This window comes from Shewanella seohaensis, from assembly GCF_023283775.1.
Taxonomy (GTDB): domain Bacteria; phylum Pseudomonadota; class Gammaproteobacteria; order Enterobacterales; family Shewanellaceae; genus Shewanella; species Shewanella seohaensis.
In genome coordinates this window covers 26115-47932 of record NZ_JAKILE010000014.1, presented here as the reverse complement: position 1 = coordinate 47932, position 21818 = coordinate 26115, and the positions used below count along the sequence as shown (strand labels likewise).

General features: G+C 47.5%; 16 protein-coding genes. 5 read left to right on the top strand and 11 right to left on the bottom strand.

All coding sequences use genetic code 11. The features are described from left to right. Positions 1-257: 257 nt before the first annotated feature. From L2713_RS15810 to L2713_RS15765, 10 genes are all read right to left on the bottom strand, one after another. Positions 258-2573: an efflux RND transporter permease subunit gene (locus tag L2713_RS15810; protein ID WP_109286158.1), complete on the bottom strand. Its 2316-nt coding sequence runs from the start codon at positions 2571-2573 to the stop codon at positions 258-260. A 31-nt stretch (positions 2574-2604) separates the two neighbouring features. Beyond that, positions 2605-3615, bottom strand: coding sequence for a WD40/YVTN/BNR-like repeat-containing protein (locus L2713_RS15805; protein ID WP_248968529.1), 1011 nt, complete (start codon positions 3613-3615; stop codon positions 2605-2607). A 54-nt stretch (positions 3616-3669) separates the two neighbouring features. Further along, entirely contained in the window at positions 3670-5034 is a 1365-nt protein-coding gene (locus tag L2713_RS15800; protein WP_086904712.1) for a DUF1329 domain-containing protein, read from the bottom strand. A 12-nt stretch (positions 5035-5046) separates the two neighbouring features. Continuing rightward, the gene (locus L2713_RS15795; protein WP_248968528.1) at positions 5047-7089 is read right to left on the bottom strand and encodes a DUF1302 domain-containing protein; all 2043 of its coding nucleotides are present in this window, start codon (positions 7087-7089) and stop codon (positions 5047-5049) included. A gap of 335 nt (positions 7090-7424) precedes the next feature. Next, positions 7425-7643: a DUF2835 domain-containing protein gene (locus tag L2713_RS15790; protein ID WP_011622451.1), complete on the bottom strand. Its 219-nt coding sequence runs from the start codon at positions 7641-7643 to the stop codon at positions 7425-7427. 310 nt (positions 7644-7953) lie between these two features. Next, on the bottom strand, positions 7954-10503 hold the full coding sequence (gene pepN, locus L2713_RS15785; protein ID WP_248968527.1) for an aminopeptidase N: 2550 nt from the start codon (positions 10501-10503) through the stop codon (positions 7954-7956). An 83-nt stretch (positions 10504-10586) separates the two neighbouring features. Beyond that, positions 10587-12638 (bottom strand): carboxy terminal-processing peptidase, encoded by a 2052-nt coding sequence (prc, locus tag L2713_RS15780; RefSeq protein ID WP_248968526.1) that lies wholly within the window; start codon positions 12636-12638, stop codon positions 10587-10589. A gap of 28 nt (positions 12639-12666) precedes the next feature. Next, positions 12667-13308 carry an RNA chaperone ProQ gene (gene proQ / locus L2713_RS15775; protein WP_083757891.1) on the bottom strand — a complete coding sequence of 214 codons (642 nt, stop codon included), beginning with the start codon at positions 13306-13308 and terminating at the stop codon, positions 12667-12669. A 278-nt stretch (positions 13309-13586) separates the two neighbouring features. Next, on the bottom strand, positions 13587-14045 hold the full coding sequence (locus tag L2713_RS15770; protein WP_011625985.1) for a GAF domain-containing protein: 459 nt from the start codon (positions 14043-14045) through the stop codon (positions 13587-13589). A gap of 15 nt (positions 14046-14060) precedes the next feature. Next, entirely contained in the window at positions 14061-14360 is a 300-nt protein-coding gene (locus L2713_RS15765) for a YebG family protein (RefSeq protein WP_089067972.1), read from the bottom strand. A 205-nt stretch (positions 14361-14565) separates the two neighbouring features. Between L2713_RS15765 and L2713_RS15760 the strand changes: the two genes are divergently transcribed. The 4 genes from L2713_RS15760 (at position 14566) to L2713_RS15745 (ending at position 18822) form a co-directional block, all read left to right on the top strand. Next, positions 14566-15201, top strand: coding sequence for a paraquat-inducible protein A (locus L2713_RS15760; protein ID WP_248968525.1), 636 nt, complete (start codon positions 14566-14568; stop codon positions 15199-15201). A gap of 1 nt (position 15202) precedes the next feature. Continuing rightward, complete coding sequence (locus tag L2713_RS15755) at positions 15203-15820, top strand: paraquat-inducible protein A (RefSeq protein WP_088211614.1); 618 nt, start codon at positions 15203-15205, stop codon at positions 15818-15820. Beyond that, positions 15807-18443 carry a PqiB family protein gene (locus tag L2713_RS15750; protein ID WP_248968524.1) on the top strand — a complete coding sequence of 879 codons (2637 nt, stop codon included), beginning with the start codon at positions 15807-15809 and terminating at the stop codon, positions 18441-18443. Before L2713_RS15755 ends, L2713_RS15750 begins: the two co-directional genes overlap by 14 nt. 82 nt (positions 18444-18525) lie before the next feature. Next, positions 18526-18822 carry a hypothetical protein gene (locus tag L2713_RS15745; RefSeq protein WP_109286166.1) on the top strand — a complete coding sequence of 99 codons (297 nt, stop codon included), beginning with the start codon at positions 18526-18528 and terminating at the stop codon, positions 18820-18822. Between the two features lie 144 nt (positions 18823-18966). On the opposite strand, the gene L2713_RS15740 is transcribed toward L2713_RS15745, so the two are convergent. Continuing rightward, a complete protein-coding gene (locus tag L2713_RS15740; protein ID WP_248968523.1) occupies positions 18967-20193 on the bottom strand; it encodes a nucleoside recognition domain-containing protein in 1227 nt (408 codons plus the stop codon). Between the two features lie 146 nt (positions 20194-20339). Between L2713_RS15740 and rsmF the strand changes: the two genes are divergently transcribed. Next, positions 20340-21788, top strand: coding sequence for a 16S rRNA (cytosine(1407)-C(5))-methyltransferase RsmF (gene rsmF / locus L2713_RS15735; protein ID WP_248968587.1), 1449 nt, complete (start codon positions 20340-20342; stop codon positions 21786-21788). Positions 21789-21818 lie beyond the last annotated feature (30 nt).

The window sequence follows — 21818 nt, the reverse complement described above, 5'->3', positions numbered from 1 at the left end:
TTCCTTAAGCGTCTATGGCAGCGCTTTTTTTCATTATTTGGATGCTTCGGCTTAACGATCTCAGAAAATTAGTGTGATCCAGATCGTCGCGCGAAGTTTATTACTAAATCCTCTGTATTTCGAGGAAAATTTTAGTGGTACATCCTCTGTAAATCCAGCCAGAGCGTAAAGATGTGATAACAGGTGAGCAAAAAATCAAAAAAACAGCGTTTATATTCAAAGACAATGGGGAGTCAAAAACTCCCCATTGTTTGTAACTACTTAGCCTGCCGCCAGAATACCGCTGCCAGTGCTGGCAGGATAATTATGGCGCCCAACATATTTACCACAAACATGAAGGTGAGCAGGATCCCCATGTCCATTTGGAACTTAAGCGCCGAGAAAAACCAAGTGCTCACCCCAATCGCCAACGTCAGGCCAGTGAATATCACCGCACTGCCCCGCTCGACTAACGCTTCATAGTAGGCTTGTTGTACTGGCATCCCATTCGACAACTTAGATGACATGGTCGACAGGATATAAATGCCGTAGTCAACACCGATACCCACACCGAGGGCAATAACGGGTAAGGTACTGACTGCTAAGCCAATATTGAGTTGAGTCATCAGTGCCTGCGCCAACGTGGAGACCACATAGAGCGGGATAATCACCGCGACTGTCGCTTTTAATGACTTAAAGCTGATAAGGCAAAGCACAAATACCGCGCCATAGACATAAATCATCATAGGTAATTGGGCTTCCGCCACCGCTTCGTTGGTCGCCGCCATCACCCCAACAGGACCAGATGCTAGCTTAAATTGCAGCTTGTCATTGTCCATTTTGGCCGCGACCGCTTTCACCTTAGCGACAACCGTTTCAATGGTTTCAGCCTTATGATCCTGCATAAATAGATACACAGGCATCACTGAGCAATCACCATTTAACAAGCCCGATGTCGTTGGGATCTGGCCAATCGCCTGCACTAAACTGGCGGTCGTACGGGGCAGTACTTCCCATCTTGGGTTGCCTTCGTTAAAGCCCGCATTCACTTTTTTCGCCACCGAGGCCAAGCTAACTGTCGATTCAACGCCAGGAGTATTACGCACTAACCATTCAAACTCATCAATTTGCGTCAGCATATCGTGGTAAGTACAGGCCTCCGGGCTCGCTTCCACAATCACAGTCATCACGTCGGTGGTGATAGAAAAGTGATCGGTAATAAAGAAGGTGTCCAAGTTGTAGCGTGAATCTTGGTGTAAAGCCGGCGCGCCGCCCTGCAGATCGCCAATTTTCATCTGATTCGCCTGTTGCAGACCGGCAAAATACAAGGCAATGGTCGCCGCAATCACTACCACCGCATATTTCGGTGTGGCAAATTTGGCAAGGTAGCGCCAAATTGCCTCGGCTCGCACTTCATCCGAAGTCGGCGCCCCCTGAGGTGCAACCTTGAGTTCAGTGAAAGAAATCACTAAAGGCAGAAGGATAAGGTTAGTGAAAATAATCACGCCCACACCGAGGGAGGCCGAAATGGCCAGCTCACGGATGATACCGATATCAATGGATAACAGTGTGATAAAACCAACCGTATCAGAGAGCAACGCCACCCCACCAGGCACCAATAAACTGCGAAACGCAGACGCCGAGGCCGCCTTAGTGGTTTGTCCGTCCATCACGCGGCGTCTGACCGCGTTGATCATCTGCACCCCGTGACTCACCCCGATGGCAAAGACGAGGAATGGCACCAGAATTGACATAGGATCTAAGCCAAAACCAATGACCGTCAGTAAACCCAGCTGCCAGATCACCGCCGTTAAGCTACAGACTAATGGCAATAAGGTCAGGATAAGTGACTTGGAAAACAGGTAAACCATTACTGCCGTAATCAAAATGGCAATCACGAAGAACAGCAATACGCCTTTGGCGCCATCGGCCACATCACCCGCCATCTTAGCAAAACCGATAATATGGATTTTCACCTTATCGGTTTCATACTTACCGCGAAGTTCCTTCTCTAGCTGAGCGGCAAAGGCGATGGTATCTAAGGGCTTACCCGTTTGTGGATCAAAGTCCATCAATTGAGCCGACACCATAGCGGCACTATAATCGTTGGCGATCAAGCGCCCCACAATGCCTGCTTTTTCAATGTTATCGCGCACCGTATTCAAACCCGCTTCGGTGGTCGTAAAATCGGCAGGGATCACAGGGCCGCCCGCAAAACCATCTTCCACGACTTCGGTAAAACGGGTCGAAGGTGAAAATAAGGATTTAACCTGTGAACGGTCAACACCGGGAATAAAAAACAGCTGATCGTGAACGTTTTTAAGGGTGTCGAAAAAGTTAGGGTTAAAAATATTGCCGCTGGTGTCTTCCACCGCCACCATAATGCTATTCGCCCCACCAAAATCTTTTTGGTGTTTGAGGTAGGTTTGCATATAGCTATGATTAAGCGGAATATTTTTAATGAATGCCGCATCCATTTTTAATTGGCTAGCTTGGTATCCCAAAAAAACCGTCAGCAAAATAAAAATGCTCACCACCCAAGCACGGTTGCGGAATAAAAATGACTCAAATCCGTTGACCAGTTTTTCTAACATCTTATCGGCCCTGTTATTGTTGTTTTATCATTTATGGCTTCAGAGTGAGTAGCCCTTGGCTACCCGATAACCACACATTCCCTTGGTTATCTTTGGCAATCGAAACTAAGTTTTCCCCCTGGCGGCGAGTGACAATATTGGCACTATCATCCTGATTAAGCTGGATAACAACGCCAGCATTCCCTACAAGGTACAAGCTAGTATCTGAGCTCACCAAGGCGCCATTGATGGATGACTGCACGGGCATTTCAATCTCATCCCATTGGCTAAGGCTCAAATCTGCTTTAAACACGTGCCCCCTCAGTCCCATTACGTAGACCGCATCCTGCAATTGAATGGCATTGAACATAGAGCCGTCGTAATCAAACCCAGTACGGGTAAAGGTTTGGCCTTTATCGGCTGACACCGCCACAAGCCCAAGCTCTCCGACTAATAACAAACGACCATCATTGAGCACGATCATCCGATTAAAATGCGGCAGTAACGAGGCGCGCTCGGTCAGATAAGCGGCTTGGTCACTATTCTTTAACTCAGCCAAATAGGACACGTCTTCTTCGGCCAGCAACTCTTCGTGGAATTCTTCCGCCCAGGTCTTGCCGCCATCATGGGTTCGATAAAACAGTCCGTAAGCGCCAATGGCCATGCCGTCCTGCTCATTGAGAAACAGCACATCGAGGAAGGGTTTTTCAATTTCGCTCGACTGCATTTGTAACGACCATGTCTGGCCGCCATCTTGGGTGTGCAAAATAGTGGCATCGTGCCCGACTGCCCAACCGAGTTTTTCATTTAAAAAGAACACTTTTGTCAGCTGCGCCGAGGTCGGTGTCGGCACTTGTTGCCAGGTGTCATTCAGCACGAGCACATGGCCACGCTCGCCCACGGCGACCAAACGCTGTCCCGCATGGGCAATATCTAACACTAAAGAAGATGCCGCTAAGGGCTGAATTTGCGGGAAAGTCTCAGACACCGCAGAAAATGAAGGGGAAGAAAATAAACAACCAACACTGATTGCAGCGGCGCATTGAAGGATGCGAAACGACATACAAACTTCCTTAACTAATGAGGGGCGCTTAGCGCCCCTTTATACCGTGGCTGATTAACGGATACCTTCGCGACGTAGCGCGTCTGGGGTGAAGTTCGCTTCACTCAACTTGGCATCGAAGTTATACATTCCACTCTGGTTGTCTAAGCCCATGGCCAAATAACGACGGGACTGCAGATCGTGGAACACTTCTAAGGTATCCCACTGTGTGGGGACTTCGTAGTAGTTCAAGCCGTGGGCAACCGCCACACGGTAGAGTTCATCACGATTGTCATACAGATCGGCAATCGATACTTGCCATGAGTCTTCGTCAAGATACATCACACGCGTTTTGTAAATGTGGCGCATACCGTCTTTCAAGGTCGCCTTCACTTCCCATACACGGTGTTTTTCCCAACGGACAAACTCAGGATTGATATGACCGGGTTTTAAAATCTGGTCATATTTCAGCTTATCTGAGTGCAATTTATAGTCGTTGTAAGGAATATAGATTTCCTTCTTGCCCACAAGCTCCCAGTTATAACGCACGGGTGAACCGTTAAACATGTCGAAATCGTCTGTGGTGCGCAGACCATCGGATACGGTACCCGGTGTATCAAAGGCAACGTTTGGTGCTTTACGTACGCGGCGCTGACCTGTGTTATAGGTCCATGCTTGGCGTGGCAGCGCCTCTTGATCCATGGTTTCTTTTACTAACAGCGCAGTACCAGCCAAACGAGCAGGCTGAGTCACCACTTGTTTAAAGTAGAACAGCGTGTTGCTGGCCTTTAATTGATCAAGGGTGATTTCAGGGCGAGAATATTCAAAACGAATTTCCTCAGCGGTTTCCACTAAGGTGTAGCTGCCATCTGCCGTCGGTGCCGCTTGGCTACGTGAGGTTTCCACATCCACACCACGGAAGCGCAGGATATGGTTCCAAATCGCTTCTAAGCCATTGGCAGGGATAGGGAATGGAATACCAATCGATGCCCCCGCTATACCATTACCCTGTGCAACTAATTCAGCGCGAGTGGCGTTGGCTTTTGTCGCATCATAGACAAATTGTGGCACTGATGCGCTGCGGCGCGTTTTGTACACATTCATCTTGTAAGTATCTGGGTAAAGCTCAAACAGTTTCATTTGACCCGGGGTCAAGAAATCCTTGTATTGGGCTTTGTTCGCATTGGTAATAGTGAATTCAATTTTATCCTCAGGGAAAGGATCGGGGTGATGCATTCCCTTAGTATATCCAGCAACTGGCTTAGTAATACCGCCATCCCAAGCGGGAATAGATCCATCGGCATTGCCGGCTTTTTCTGCGCCTAATGGCGTTAATTCGTTACCTAATTTAGCGGCCTCGGCTTCAGATACCTTTGCCATCGCTACAGGTGCTACAAGGGCCATCATCACGGCACTTGCCAATATCGACAGTTTCTTCATTGTTATAGTCCTTTAGATCGAATACTTGATATTGAAAGAAATATAATCACGATCTGACATCGCGTTGGTTGTTCCTACACCGCCAAAGAAGTTGTTGTAGGATAAGTCTGCGCCCCAACGGTTTTGGTATTCAAAATTCAGACCCAAGGCCACTGACTTACGTCCTTCGGTAAAGAGGAACATAGGATCAGGCGTAATACCGTCTACATCGTGTGAGAAAATCAACCGAGGAGACATGTTCACGCCCGCAAACAAGTTGTTAAAGTCCGCTTTAGCCACCAGACGGTATCCCCAAGCAAAATCCGTTGGGAATGGGTTGGTTTCTGGACCATTGTGCAGCGCTTGGATGATGCCTGGCATATCGGGATTACCGCCAGAACGTGCAGTACCAGGGCCATTAAGACGCAGTTCATCAAAACCTGGCATATCGTGGATCCATACCCCACCGACTTCAGCCAACATCGTCAGGTTATCCAATCCCAAGGTAGGACCGAATAAATGCGTGAAAGTGACTTGCGCTTGAGTGGTATCGAGGCGGATAAAACCGTCAACGGTTTCGCCAGGTTGTACACCATCAATCTGTGAAATGCCGTCGAAATCGGGGCGAATACCCGCGTTGGCTAACTGTTGTGGCATACCCGCAAACAGCAGTTCTACGTCATCGATTTGTAGCGGTTCATCTTGACGGTGAGCGATTTCGGCGCCCACAGAGGTATCACCAAGCGAAGTGTTAAAGCTGAAGCCATAGAGTTTAATGTCTTCAGGGTAAACAATTTGCGCCTTAGAGAAGCTCTTTAAGCTGAGCAGCAATTCACGGTTAATATCACTCGCGTTTTGACCCAGTACCGCAAGATCTGACAACAGTGCGCCAGTGCTAAAGTCGGCGGCTGTACCGCTGATCAGCGGACGACGGCTGTGGTAGTTCATAAAGTAGAAACCAAACTCGGTATCGCCTAACTCAGGGGCGTAATAACCTAGCTTGATACCATATTGGCCACCGTTGCTTGGTGCTTGCTCATCTTGCACTAACGTCACTTTAGTTGGATAAGCCAGAGCCATCGCTACCAATTGCTGTGTAGGAATAGTTTGACCACTGGCGATCATCCCAGCCAGTTTCTGATATTCCTGCGTTAAGAAATCTAAATTGATGTCAGGGTTAGCATTAAAGCCTAACTGCGCGTTCTGGTTATAACCACCGTAACCGGCGAAATCGTTAGTAGCAAAAATCGAACCAGGGGTTGGGATCCAAACGGGTTCCCAATCATATTGATAGAAACCTTCTACCGATAGGTTTTCGGTGATCCCCAATGAGGCCCACACCATACCCTGAGGACGGAAGGCTTCCTTGAGTTCCGCACCTGGCGCGTTCAAGATGTTCAAATCGACAGGGTTGATTTCACCAATACCGTGGGCGATCAGCGTACTTTCACCCCAAGAAACCACTTGGTTACCCACACGGATAGAAAGCGGGTTAGCACCGTCGTTTAAATCAAAATTCGCGTAGACGAAGGCATCCAGCAGACGGATGTCCTTACATTGCACTTCAGACGCTTTACTGTCGCGGCAAGGATCGTATTCTTTCCCTGTTAACGGGTCATTGAAGTCGTAGTTACCATCGTTTAGCTTACGATCGTAAAAATACATGCCACGAACGAATAGGCCATAGTTCTCATACTTAAGGGATAACTCGTGTAATCCTTTAACGATTTCGGATGTAGTATCACCTTGAGAGTAAAGTAAATTACTCAAATCGTTGTTACTAGAATAAGAACCAGGTTGTGCCCAAATCTCAGCAGATGTGTATTTGGTATTGCCAAATGCAGTGTAGTTTGACCAATCAAACTGTGGCTGGTTTACCTTACCAATTTGTCCATCCCAATCGCGCTCCCCTACACGCCAACTGGCACCAGCAGTCCAAGTCGAGTCAAAAGTCCCTTGTATCTCCCCCCAATCGAACGCAACCGCATTAACATTCGACACCATCAATAAACTCAATGCCGACGCCACCCCCAAAGCAAGCGCCGACTTGTTAAAACTTTTTTTAACAATTTTCATTTTAGCTCTCCGTACCCTGCTGGATTCTTTGTTCTTGGAATTACAACCAACATCTTGTTAGCTCACAGGTAACATCATTGTTACAGCAATTAATCCCCATGAGCAAGGCACAGTTAGAGAAAATTTTCTAAAGAATTAAGCACGTAGACACATTTATGTCATCTACTACAGGGATGGGATTTAAATTAGAAAAGCAGAAGATTAAAAAGCGCGGGAAAAAACAGACAAAAAACTTTATATTTCATTAACATAATTACAAAGAAAATATCATATTTCCGTGATTGTAATTAGTCGACCGTTTAAAGTAATTACTCTAAGTAAAAATCAACAATTTATTAGGCTAACTGCTCTAGCGACACAAATTGCCCTTTATCATCGAGCACCAGTTTGAACTGCCCATGAATACCGTTATCGGTTAAAAAACGCCTAAAATGTCGGCCATTAATCCACAGGATCCGCCCCTGACGCTCACGCACTTCAACCTTATCGGCAATGCCTTGATAGTAAGGTAAAAACTCTCGATAACTTAGATTTAGCTTAAAATACAATTCCATATTAAAACTCAAATAATCGGCATAAAACTGGTAGTGGCTATTTACGATGGGTCAATTACAGCTGTAGGGCCAACAAACAGCATGTCGTAGATACCGAGCTATTGCCTTGAATTACCGGCCCCACTGGGACAAAGAACACTCTACTACCCTCGTCAAAAGGCCATCATTTTCAATAGTATTAAGTGTCATACCTTAGATTTAACTTAACTCGTTAAATAGTATAACTAGGGTGCATGGCCTTCAATTTAGCCCTAACTGCTCAATTACTGCTTGGAAGAATGAAGGCAGCATAATGCTGCCCTCTTCATAGCTACTGTGCTAATGCCTTAGATACCTTCTCAAATAAATCTTTCGACAGTTCAGGCAGCGCCAATAATCGCGTTAAACAAGCCTTGATCTTGGCTTGGCGCGCCTCATCAAACTTACTAAATTGGATGAGTGGCGTCACCATACGCGCCGCAACCTGCGGGTTGAGTTTATTTAAGCTGATAAGACATTCAGTTAAAAACTCATAACCTTTGCCATCGGCGCGGTGGAATTGATAAATATTTCCCGCTGCGAAACTGCCAATCAGTGAACGTACGCGGTTAGGATTGCTCATGCTAAAGCTCGCGTGTTGTTGTAATTGACGCAAGCTATCTATCACACCTTCCACATCATGGGTCGCCTGCAGCATGAACCATTTGTCCATCACCAGCGGCGTATCGCGCCAGCGGGCTTCAAACATTGCCATCAAATGTTCGCGGCAAGGTAACGAGCCGACATTCGCCGCACTTAATGCGCCAAGTGAGTCGGTCATATTGGCAGCCTTATCAAACTGCTCAACCACAAAGCTTTCGGCCTCACTACTGACTCGGCTCAACCAGTTAAGACATTGGTTTTTCAGCGCTCGCGCTTTTGTGCAATCACGGTTTACCAATGAGCGATACAGCGCCGTTAATTCATCTTCACAATAGGCGGCAAGCTCTGTGAGCACAAATTCACGGGCTAAAGCTAAGGCATCTAAATCGACAGTGTCGGTTTGTTCAATCAACGCTGAGGCCGATGGTATAGCTAACATTTCCGCCATCAGCGCCTGATCTAACTGCTCATCGAGTAAGGCACCTTTGAAACTGTCTTTCACACGCTCGTCTAATGTCATGGTGTGATGTTGCTGTAAATGCGCCACATTTTGCCAAATCGCTTGACTCACGAGCGCCACCGACGCTTCCCAACGTGCCACTTCACTCGAGGCAAAGCGCATCAAATGCACAAGCTGATCGATTTCAAAGGGATAATGTAATTTAACCGGTGCAGAGAAATCCTGTAGTAAGGATGCCACGGGTTTATGGCGCATACCTTCAAATGTAAAGACTTGCTCTGCTTGAGTAAAATCAAGCACTTGATTTACCAGTGACAGCCCTTTCTCATCTAACAGCTCTAAGCTAAAGGGAATATGCAAGGGTGAAGCACAACCAGCTAACGTTTGTTTGAGGGTTAACTGGTAAGTTCCAGTCTCGGCATCAAAACTGTCGCTTGCGGTAACAATTGGCGTGCCCGCCTGACTATACCAGAGACGGAATTGAGTTAGATCGATTCCACTGGCATCTTCCATCGCCGCGACAAAATCATCACAAGTCACGGCTTGGCCATCGTGACGTTTGAAGTATAACTTCATCCCCGCTTGGAAATGGGCTTCACCCAACAGGGTGTGCATCATGCGAATAACTTCGGCGCCCTTGTTATAAACAGTGACGGTATAAAAATTATTCATCTCAATCACAGACTCGGGGCGGATCGGATGCGCCATTGGGCCTGAGTCTTCAGCAAACTGCTGGTTTTTGATGACTTTAATCGCGTGAATTCGGTTCACAGCACGAGAGCCTAAATCCGAACTAAACTCTTGATCGCGAAACACTGTCAAGCCTTCCTTGAGGCTTAATTGGAACCAGTCACGGCAAGTCACGCGGTTACCCGTCCAGTTATGGAAGTACTCATGGCCGACCACAGATTCAATACCGTGGTAATCATCGTCGGTTGCGGTCAAAGTATCTGCCAACACATACTTGGTGTTGAAGATATTTAAGCCTTTGTTTTCCATCGCCCCCATATTGAAAAAGTCGACCGCGACTATCATGTAGATATCTAAGTCGTATTCTAGGTCAAAACGAGATTCATCCCAGGCCATAGACTTTTTCAGGGACGCCATTGCATGGTGCGCTTTGTGTAAATTACCTTTATCGACAAACACTTGTAGTACCACTTTGCGATGACTGCGGGTGATAAACTCATCCTGCAGCAGATCGAAATCACCAGCGACTAGGGCAAACAGATAGGCGGGTTTTGGGAAGGGATCCTGCCAGCGCACGTAATGACGGCCACCATCGAGTTCGCCTTTTTCAATCAAGTTACCGTTGCTGAGCAGGAACGGAAACGCCAGCTTATCGGCTTCGATTCGCACAGTGTATTTGGCTAATACATCGGGGCGGTCGAGAAAATACGTGATGCGTCTAAAGCCTTCGGCTTCGCACTGAGTACAGTAAGCGCCGTCGGACATATAGAGCCCTTCGAGGCTTGAGTTAGCCTCGGGATCGAGTTGGGTGATGATGGTCAACTCAAATTCATTCAGCGATGTCTCGATAGACAACTGCCCTTCACTCGCGTGATACGTCGCCGCTTGTCCATCAATGGCCACACTCACTAAGGTCAAACTTTCACCATCGAGCACTAAGGGATTGGTGTGGGAAGAAGTGCGTTTGACTTTGCTAACGGCTTTAACCAGAGTGTTTTTACCATCGAGATTAAAATCTAAATCAATGGTTTCGATCGTGAACTGGGGAGCTTGATAATCTTTAAGGTATTTTGCTTGTGCTTGTGTCATGTCGTTCCCTTTAACACTGTTCTAAATAAGAAAAACGCGCCATAAGCGCGTTTTAAGATACGGTAAACAGGCGCAATAACCGCCTATTTAGTGCCAGCGTTAGCCAGCTTTTTTGCATCCGCCATATCTAAGGTGATATAGGCCGTTTCGTCTAAGAAGGCATCCGGTGCTTCAATGTCGTCTTTGTCTTTAATGTCTTCCATCGATTTAACCGCGGCTAAACCATGGGCAACACGACGCTCGTTGGTTCTATCGAGGACTTTCTTCTCATCGGCTTCACGTGAGGCAATGCGCTCACTTTCAACTAAGGAGACAGTTTTCTCTTTATGATGCTTTTTAAAGTCGGCAATATCTTGATTGATATAGTTAAACTCAACATTGTTCTGAATACGGGCAAGGTGCTTTTTATCTAAACTCGCCACCAACTCAGGGGTGATGTCGTTTAGGGTGCCGTATTGCGCCATTGGCACTTTGTCCCAAGGTAAAGCATTCTTCTCTTCCGCCTCACCGTATTCACCCGGCTCTAACGCACTTGGGTAAGCAATGTTCGGGGTTACGCCTTTGAGCTGAGTGCTGCCACCGTTGATACGGTAGAACTTCTGGATCGTGTACTGCACGTGGCCAATCGGCTTCTCGTACATGTCGTAGATTCGACCAAGGCTCTTATGCTGCTGCACAGTGCCTTTACCAAAGCTTGACTCACCAACAATCAGCGCACGGTCGTAATCTTGTAACGCGGCGGCAAAAATTTCCGAAGCTGATGCACTGTAACGGTCAACCATAATGGTTAACGGGCCAGCGTAGGTCGTCTTGCCATCGTTATCACGGTGGGCAGACACTCGACCATCGGCGTCACGCACTTGCACCACAGGGCCCATATCGATAAAGAGTCCCGTCAGTAACACGGCTTCGGTCAACGCACCGCCGCCATTACCACGTAAGTCGATGACGACGCCTTCAACCTTGGCTTCGTTTAACTTCACCAATTCTTTTTCAACGTCCTGGGATAAATTCATATAGAAACCAGGAATTTGAATCACACCCACTTTACGGTTGGCGTATTCACCGTCTTTCGGCTCGATGATCTTTGAGGTTGCGGCACGGTCTTCTAAACGGATTTTGTCGCGCACTAAGGTCAGATTAAACGGCTTAGCGTTAGAGCCACCCTTCTTAGGTAAAATCTGTAATACGACTTTACTGCCCTTAGGCCCTTTGATCAGGTCGACCACATCGTCTAATCGCCAGCCGATCACATCAACAATCTCACCGCCTTCTTGGCCTACACCGACGATTTTATCTTCAGGCGACAGTTTTTCACTGCTGGCCGCAGGACCGCCTGCAATCAAACTCTTGATGACAGTGTAATCGTCTTCAAGCTGTAACTGCGCACCAATCCCCTCGAGGCTTAAGTTCATTTCCATTTGGAAACGTTCAGCATTACGGGGCGATAAATAGCTAGTATGTGGCTCGATGCTACGGGAGAACGCATTCATCACCGCTTGGAACACATCTTCGCTATTGGTCTGAGTCAGACGCTTGATGGCGTTGTTATAACGCTTTTGCAGAATATCAACGATTTCAGGCCATTTCTTGCCAGTGAGTTTCAGATTCAGCGCATCGTATTTAACACGTTGACGCCATAACTCGTTGATTTCGGCTTGATCTTTTGGCCAAGCAACATCTTCCCTATCGTATTCGTAGGCATCACCCGGAACGGTAAAGTCCATCTCTTTGTCGAGCAGAGAGAGTGCGTATACAAAACCTTCGTAGCGACGTTTCTGAACCAAATCAAACATCTTATAAGCAGGCTCGAGTTCACCCGAGCTCAGCATATCGTCAAACTGATTAACGTAAGGTTTGAAGCTATCGACATCGGCTTGCGTCAGCACATTACGACGGTAGTCGAGTTGCTGCAGGTAGCGGTCAAAAATCTGAGCAGAAAACGCATCATCTAATCCAAATCTATGATAGTGGGAACGAGTGTATAAATCCGTCACTCGCTTACTCGCCACTTTATGCTGCGCTTCCTGCTTGAGAGTGGGTAACTCGCTGATTTGAATCGTAGGGGGGACAGCCCAAGCCGAGAATCCGGCAAAAACAGTGGCAATGGATGTAGCCAAAGTGAGTTTTCGCATCAACAAGTTACTCCGTTTGATTAAATGATTACAGCAGGATATGTTCCGCTTTCACTTTTACCGTTAAGCCGCTATCTAGCTGAACATGAATGTCCTCTTTGTTAATGTCGGTGATCACGCCGGCTACTGGCGTCATCCCTAACTTAACATTGACACGTTGCTTCTTCGCTAAATCGGTCAATTGCGCTTGAACTAAGTTAACAGCAGGCTCCGCCTTAGGTGCTGCTTTTGCTGGGCGCTCAGTCTTACGTGCTGGCACGGCAACTTTCTTAGGGGCTTTCTTCGCAGGGGCTTTACCCGCAGGCGCGGCTTTTGGTGCTTGAGCTGCACGCTTAGCTTTTGCTTTATCTTGGCTTTCTTTCAACATCGCTTGAGCATGATCGATATGCTCTTGCTCTAACTCACCGCATGGCTGACCATCAAGATCCACACGTTGTGCACCGGCTTTTACCGATTTCAGGTAGCGCCAGCTGCTGGTGTAGCGTCTTAAGGCAACTCGCAGTTGAGTTTTACTGACTTTAGAATCATCAGCCAACCTTTCAGCCAAATCTTGAAACAATCCGATTTTTAATGGCTTAGTTTCACCTTCAGCAATAAAGCACAAAGGAAATGTTTCATACAAATACGCCAAAATTGCGTTGGTGTCGGTCAACTTATCTGTTGATTCCATCATTACTTCCACAGTTAAAAAGGGACATCGAATCCGAGGTGATAAAAATCAGCTTCTTACGAGTCGTTTATCTTGGTTAAGCTCACATATGAGCCAAAGTACAAATTAGCATTCTCGCCGAGTTAACTAAAGTTAAAAAATATAAGTTAACAATTTTTCACGGCTGAACCTATCAGGCTTATTTCGGCAGTACTCAAAATAAGCCTTATCAGTGCATGCGCTATTATAAGGCGCACGCCACCGATTGCGACTATGAATTATGCGTTATTGTACGCAAATTAAGCAAATAGGCAGTTTTCGAAGCTTTTTACCAATAATTCCAAGCCCTTTTGGTCTTCTTCATCGAAGCGGTCAAAAATAGGACTATCGATATCCAGCACGGCCACAACCTTACCATCGGCGCGGACTGGGATAACAATTTCAGAATTACTGGCCGAATCGCAGGCGATATGACCATCAAATTGATGCACATCGGCGACGCGCTGCGTCTGATTGGTTTGTGCGGCGGTACCGCACACGCCCTTACCCATTGGAATACGGGTACAGGCCACTTTGCCTTGGAAAGGACCCAACACCAGCTGTTCGCCACGCATCACGTAAAAACCCACCCAGTTCAGTTCGGTTAAGTTATCGTTTAGCAAAGCAGAAAAGTTAGCCATGGCAGCCACTAAATCATCCTCGCCCTCGAGTAAGGCCAGCGCTTGACGATTCAGTGACTCATAAAATTGCGGTTTCATAGACTTCCTAAAAAATTATTCGGCAGCGTCGTCCTTCTTAGGCGCTTTTTTCGCTGCATTTTGTTTTGATGGCGTACTATTAACTTGAACCACGCCTTTAAGCAAGTTTGTCAGCTCATCTTTATTGTTAGCAAAATAGAATGCGAGCTGTTCGCTCACGGTTTCATCAATTCCGAGCTGCGCTTTTTGAATAAATGGAATGAGGTTATCGGCGATGTCGAGCATCTTATCGTAGGCGTCAGCCTCCTTTTTCGATGTAAATGTCATCTTCTCCACCCCTTCTCTTACCACGACAAACTGTGTAATAACTGCCATGACTGCCCTCGCACTGTTTTTATATACAGTAATCAGGATGACATAAAGTGAACTAGTGATGCAAGTGTTCTGATTATTCTGGTATTATGAGTACGCTTTTCGTTGTCGAGATGGGTCAAGCAATGTGCTATCTCACCCTGTAATATGGTTTTATTGCGGATTATTTGCTCTCTCAATGGCTTTGGGGCTAATTTAATATTTTTATATGCATGAAAATACAGCAGAAAACTCTGTAATCCTCTGTCGTTCCTGCGACTTAGCCGTTCGAAAGCGCGCCTTACCTACGGGTGTTAGGGCGTTATGCCCGCGCTGCAGCACCGCACTTTATGACACACCATACTGCTCGGTAAACGGCATGTTAGCGCTGTGTATTACCGCGCTGGTGTTCTATTTTCCCGCCAATTTTTTTCCGGTACTCGAAATCCACTTTTTGGGCAGCATTCGTACTACTACAGTGTTTCAGGGCGCCTTTGCGGTATTCGACCAAGGTTATTGGGTCGTGGGATTAGCCGTGCTCGCCGCCGCCGTGATTGGCCCAGGATTATTGATTCTGTCGATCCTCAGCCAGATTTTGATCGTCAAATGGGGACTTGGCAGTCCATTTTGGCGTCGCAGCCTCAAACAGTTATTAAAGCTGCAAGGGCTGCTATCCCAGCTCACCATGCTGGAGATTTATGTGATTAGCTTTTTGGTGTCATCATTTCAGTTATCTGATTTCTCGGATATTTACTTCGGTATGGGCACCTTCTGCTTCACCATGCTTTTTGTAGTCACTCTGTTTTTGCAGCGTGAATACGATATTGAGCATATGTGGAGTCTTCTCATGCAGGAGCGACACTAAGATGCAGCAACAGGGAAAAGACTTAGGCCTGTGCCTGTGCCGAGTGTGCCGGCAGCTCAATAACAGTGAGAATAGTCACTGCAGCCGCTGCGAGGCCGAACTCCATGTCCGTGATCACAGCAGCTTACAAAAAAGTTGGGCGCTGCTGATCACCGCCGCCATTTTGTTGGTTCCCGCCAACCTCTACCCTATTACAATGCTCACCAATCAAGGGCAAGTGCGCCACGATACGATTTTTTCGGGGATTATCCATTTGGTGCATTCGGATATGTTGCCCATCGCCATTATTGTATTTATTGCCAGTATTTTAGTGCCTTGGGTGAAAATTATCGGTTTGGCCACTTACCTCTGTGCCATCAGTTTTAATCTGCCGATTTCGAAAAAGAAACTCATGGTGGGATTTCATGTGATTGAGTGGATTGGCCGCTGGTCAATGCTCGATTTGTTTGTGATCTCCTTGACGGTTGCCCTCGTCAATATGGGGCAATTACTCGATGCAAAGCCTGCACCTGCGGCCACGGCGTTTGCATTGGTGATTTTACTGACTCAACTTGCCGCAAAAGTTTTAGACACTCGTTTACTCTGGGATCGATTGGAACCTCAAGATGACACAAATTGAATCGCCAAAAGTTGTGAAGAAAAAACTCTTTTCGCCGATTTGGCTGCTCCCGATAGTGGCGCTCGCACTCGGCGCATGGCTGGGCATTAAGAGCATCAAAGAATCGGGCATTGAAATTCAGATCCACTTCCCCAGTGCCACGGGGATCGATGTGGGCAAAACCCTAGTCAAATACCAAGGTCTTACTGTCGGTAAGGTAAAAGACATTGGTATCGACGAGGATCTTAAGGGCGTAAACGTCAAAGTCATGATGGACTATCGCGCTAAGCCTTTCTTAAATAAAGAAACCCTCTTTTGGTTAGTCACCCCAAAAGCCAGCATTACGGGTGTTGAAGGCTTAGATGCGCTGTTTTCGGGTAACTATATCGCAATTCAACCCGGTAAAGGCAATACCGCCACCTTCTTCGAGGCTGAGCGTCAACCGCCACCGATGCAGGTGGGCTCAGAAGGGGTAATGATCGAACTGACGGCCGATAAGCTCGGCTCGTTAGACGTGGGTTCGCCAGTGTTCTTTCGTCAGATCCCCGTCGGCAGCGTAGTTAGCTATCGTTTAGATGGCAATGCCAGAGTCATTATCAGCGCCTTTATCCAAGAGCAATATGCGCGTTTAGTGAAGAAAAACTCTCACTTTTGGAACGTTTCCGGCGTAAAAGTCGACGCCAGTTTAGCGGGCATTAAAGTCAACACTGAGAGCTTAGCTTCCATTCTGGCGGGCGGCGTGAGTTTCAGCTCCGATGATAAAGCGCCTGCGGCACAAAATGGTGACAGTTTTGCCCTCTACGATTCCGAAACCAGCGCCCTTGGCGGAATTGAAGTGAGCCTGACCATGACCGATGGCAATGCGATTGATAAAGGCACTCGCATTATGTATCGCGGCATCACCATTGGCACTCTGCAGAGCAAACAACTCACGGCAACCGGCGTGACTGCGGTGGCAAAATTTGAGCCTGAATACGCCAACCTGTTAACCAGTGACGGGCTGTTTTGGCTTGAAGGCGCCGATATTTCGCTCTCTGGGATCAAAAACCCCGAGCGTTTACTCACGGGAAGCGTAATTAACTTCTTACCCGGTACCAATGCCAATACGGCGCTGCCAAGCAGTTTTGCCCTGCAAGAATCGGCGCCCGATCTATTGAAGGCCAAAAAACGTCAGCTCACTATCACCTCCACAGAAAACATGGGCCTCACCGCAGGTGCTGAAGTGCGTTATAAGCAGCTACCTATCGGTCAGGTGCTGGCGGTGAAATTAACTAAAGATCTGTCGGCCGTTGAATATCAACTCGAGCTGCAGCCTGAGTTTGCTAGCTTAGTTCGCAGTGATAGCTATTTTATCCCCGAGTCGGCGCTGAGTATCGATGCCTCACTCGATGGGGTGTCGGTGAAAACCCGCGATATGGCGACCCTCACCAAAGGGGCTGTAAGTCTTATCCCAGGAACCAGCGACACCCCGCTTGCGGCGAATACTCGCCTGTCACTCTTTAGCTCAATGGATGAAGCAAAACAGTTTTTTGCTCGGCAACAACGTCTGTACTTTACCCTCACCAGCGTAGATGGCGCAGATGTCAGCCAAGGCTCACCGATTTACTATAAAAAAATGCAAATCGGCAGTGTGGAGTCGGTCAACTGGCAGAGTAAAACCGAAGACTTTGCGATTAAAATCGCTATCGATAAGCAGTTCCAACCCTTAGTGCAAAAACCTAAAGTGTTTTGGCGCAATAGTGCCGTGGATGTCAGTGCCAGTCTTGCGGGTATTGATGTCGCCGTCGCGCCACTTCAGGGTGCGTTAAAGGGCAGCATCAGCTTAGGTTTGTTGGATAGTTCAACGAGTGAGCCTAATGCAACACTTAAACTATATGAAAGTAAACAGCTCGCCTTAGCGCAGGCTCAAGCCATCAAACTCACCTTACCCGCCTCGGCGAAATTGGCTGCCAAGGCCGCCATTCGTTATCAAGGTCATCAGGTGGGTGAAGTGACGCAAGTTAAGCTCAATGCCGACTTAACCACCCTCACGGCCACCGCCTATCTCTATGGCGACTATGCCGAGCACTTCAGCCGCAGTGATACTGAGTACCATATGGTTGATGCGCAAATCTCCTTAGCGGGGATCAAAGCGCCAGAAACCTTAATCACTGGGCCTTATATTGGTGTGTTACCGGGTAAGAGCAACCAAAAGGCGAGTCAATTCCAGGCCAAATTGGTTGAGAGCAGCTATGCCAACGTAGCCGAAGATGCACTTAAATTTACCTTAGAAGATAGCAACCTAGGCTCAATGAAAGTCGGTACGCCTATCTTCTTCCGTGGCATTAAAGTCGGCCAAATCGATGGTTATAGCCTGTCGTCTCAAGGCAACAGTGTGCTAATGCAAGCGCATATTGAGCCGCAGTACAGTCACTTAGTGAATCAGAGCAGTCAGTTTTGGGACGCTTCGGGCATTAAAGTAGACGTGGGGATTTTCTCTGGTGCACAAATTGAAGCCGGTTCGCTCGAAACCCTATTAGCGGGTGGCATTAATGTCGCTACTAAGGAAACGACGCAAGCAGGTAATCGCTTAAACCAAGGCACAGTGATCCCATTGCAGCACAAAGCCCAGAGCGAATGGCAGGAATGGGCTCCAGCCCAGTAGCAAATCCATTTTGCTAAGGCCTTCATTCAGGGCCTGTATTACGGAACATTAGTGAAGGAACTGTTTTAACTTTAGGTGAGTCATGAAAGGAAAGTACTCAAAATTAATCCAAGAGTATTGTGAGCAAGGAAGTATCTATATTCCTCCCGGGTTTAAGCGCCATTCAGCTTCTCATTTGGCGGTAATCCGGCATGATTCAGGCGAGCCCAAGTTAGTCGCTAAAACCTTCTTTAAGAAAGAAGATCTTAATTATTATATTTCTTCCACATTAATGGAGTTGGTCATTGATAGTGGGGGAAATCTTCCTGCAAAGGTGGTTGATTTCAAAGAAAATATAGAATTCAAGATTGCAAGTAATGGTGCACTGATTAAGTTATAATCCGTGTGTTTGCGTGATAATCAGTCCCGCAAGCTTAGTATCATTTAACAATCAGGCGCATTAGATAAACTCTAATGCGCCTGATTTTTATCCGCTAAAGCGACTGTTTGCATCGCTCTCAATCAGCCTTTCGCCATCATATTCTTAGCCATAGAACCAATAACAGACCGCAATCGCGGCGCAGATCCCTGCAAAATCAGCCGTTAAACCACAGGCGAGCGCATGACGCCCGTGACGGATCCCAACAGAGCCAAAGTAAACGGCCAGCACATAAAAAGTCGTTTCAGTACTCCCTTGGAAAATCGCTGCCAAGCGCCCCGCAAAGGAGTCCACACCGTGGTGCGTCATAGTTTCGAGCATCATGGCCCGCGCGCCTGACCCGCTAAAAGGCTTCATTAATGCGGTTGGCATTGCATCGACAAAACGGGTATCAAACCCGAAAAGACTCACGCCACTCGCAATCAGTTGCAGCAGGTAATCCAACGCACCCGATGCCCTGAGTAAGCCAATCGCCAGCAGCATAGCTAACAGGTACGGGATCAGTTGAATCGATTGGTTAAACCCCGCCTTAGCGCCTTCGATAAACTCATCATAAATCGCCACTTTTCGCATGCCCGCCACCAGCACAAAACTGAAGACTAACAGTAGCAATATCCCGTTGCCCAAGGCAGTCGACACTGTGCCAATCGCGTCTGCCGTTAAGGTCATCAAATAAAAACCACTGGCGACTAATGCCGACAGCAGCACCGCGCCATATCCGAGGACCACGGCATTGAGCAGTGAAAGCCGCTGCACAACAGCGACGATCAAAAGCCCCGCTAAGGTTGAGGCAGACGTGGCGAGCAGAATCGGTAAAAAAATGTCTGCAGGTGCAGCGGCGCCCTGCTGGGCACGGTACAAAAATACCGTGACAGGAACTAAGGTCACCGAGGAGGTATTGAGCACTAAAAATAGAATTTGTGCATTGGTTGCGACAGTTTTGACCGGATTAAGACTCTGCAAATCCTGCATTGCCTTTAGCCCCAATGGCGTGGCGGCATTATCCAACCCAAACACGTTGGCCGTTAAGTTCATCGTCATACTGCCAAATGCGGGGTGCCCCTTGGGCACTTCGGGCATTAATCGGCGCAGCAGCGGCTCAAACACAAAGGCAATCGCCCCAACAACGCCTGCCTTTTCACCAATTCGCATTAATCCCATCCACAGGGACAAAACGCCCACTAAGCCTAGGGCGATTTCAGCAGCGAGTTTAGCGCTGGCAAACATGGCCTCTACCGCGTTGGCAAGCACCTCAATATGCCCATTAAAAAGCTGTACCGCCATCGCCAGCAGCGATGTGAGGAAAAACACTAACCACACCCGATTTAGCACTCTGCCGCTTCCTTATTTTTATCCATGCTTTTTCTTTATGTTGCTGTGATAACCGGTTTTTGATGGCAAAAGCCAAGGGAGAAAATCCCAGCCCAGTAAGGGATTATGATATACTTGCCGCAGTTGATACACTGCCTAATCCCGTTATGGTTCAATTAAATCAAAATTTTATCAATACTATTGCCCAAGAACTGCCTGCCCATCTCTCAATGGATGACTTTATCGCAGCCTGTTCGAGACCACTACGCCGCTCGATTCGCGTCAACACCTTAAAGATCAGCAGTGAAGACTTTAAGCAATTAATGCAGCCTAAGGGATGGACCTTTGAACCCATTCCCTGGTGTGAGGATGGTTTCTGGATAAGCTACGATGAAGAAGAGCAGCTCGGCAACGCCCTAGAGCATATTCAGGGATTGTTCTATATCCAAGAAGCCAGCTCCATGTTGCCCCCCACTGCGCTATTTACCCCGAATGCGAATTGGCAATGTGTATTAGATTTAGCTTCGGCGCCCGGCTCTAAAACCACGCAAATGGCAGCGTTAATGAATAATCAAGGCTTATTAGTCGCCAATGAATATTCCGCTAGCCGCGTCAAAGTGCTCCATGCCAATGTGCTGCGCATGGGGGCCTGTCACTGCGCCCTGACTCACTTCGATGGACGGGTATTTGGCGAGTATCTGTATGAAAGTTTTGATGCGGTATTGATTGATGCCCCCTGCGGCGGTGAAGGCACAGTCCGTAAAGATGCGGACGCGTTAAAATCTTGGTCCCTCGATGAGGTGATCGAAATTAGCGAAACCCAAAAAGCGTTAATCGAATCTGCATTTTTGGCGTTAAAACCGGGTGGCAGTTTGGTGTATTCCACTTGCACCCTTAATCGGCACGAAAACCAAGGCGTGTGCGAATATTTACAGCAAACCTATGGCGATGCGGTGCAATTTGAATCCTTAAGCCAACTGTTTGATGGCGCCGAAAAAGCCACTACGCCAGAAGGCTTTTTGCACGTTTGGCCGCAAATTTACGACAGTGAAGGCTTTTTTGTCGCGAAGTTGACTAAAACCCGCTCGGTGCCGCGCCTGCAACCTGAGCCTAAATTGCAAAAGAATTTCCCCTTTACGGAGGCAAGTGCCAAACAAGCCAAAGCCATTCAAGCCTATTTTGCCGATGATTTGGGTATCGAACTGCCCGATGATCTCATTATGGTGCGCGACGATGAGTTTTGGCTCTTTCCCCATGAGTTTAAAGATTTTATTGGCAAAATGCGCTTTCAGCGGATTGGGGTTAAGCTGGCCGACCACAGTAAACATGGCTTTAAAGTCCGTCATGAAGCCATTATTGCGCTTGCGGGAAAAGCACTTACCTCGGGGGCGACAAACGGCGCTAAAGTCGTCGACGTTAGCGATGAGCAAGCGAAAGAGTATTTGATGGGACGAGATATTCCCCTCGATACGACAGGTAAGGCTCAAGGTGAAGTGATTGTCTGTTATGGCGGCGCGCCCTTAGGCATGGCTAAACATTTAGGCAATAAATTAAAAAACAGCCTGCCCAGAGACTTAGTAAAAGATAAAGTGTTATTGCTACCACCGCAGGCATAATGGTTATAAATCGACCATTTTTTAGCGAGA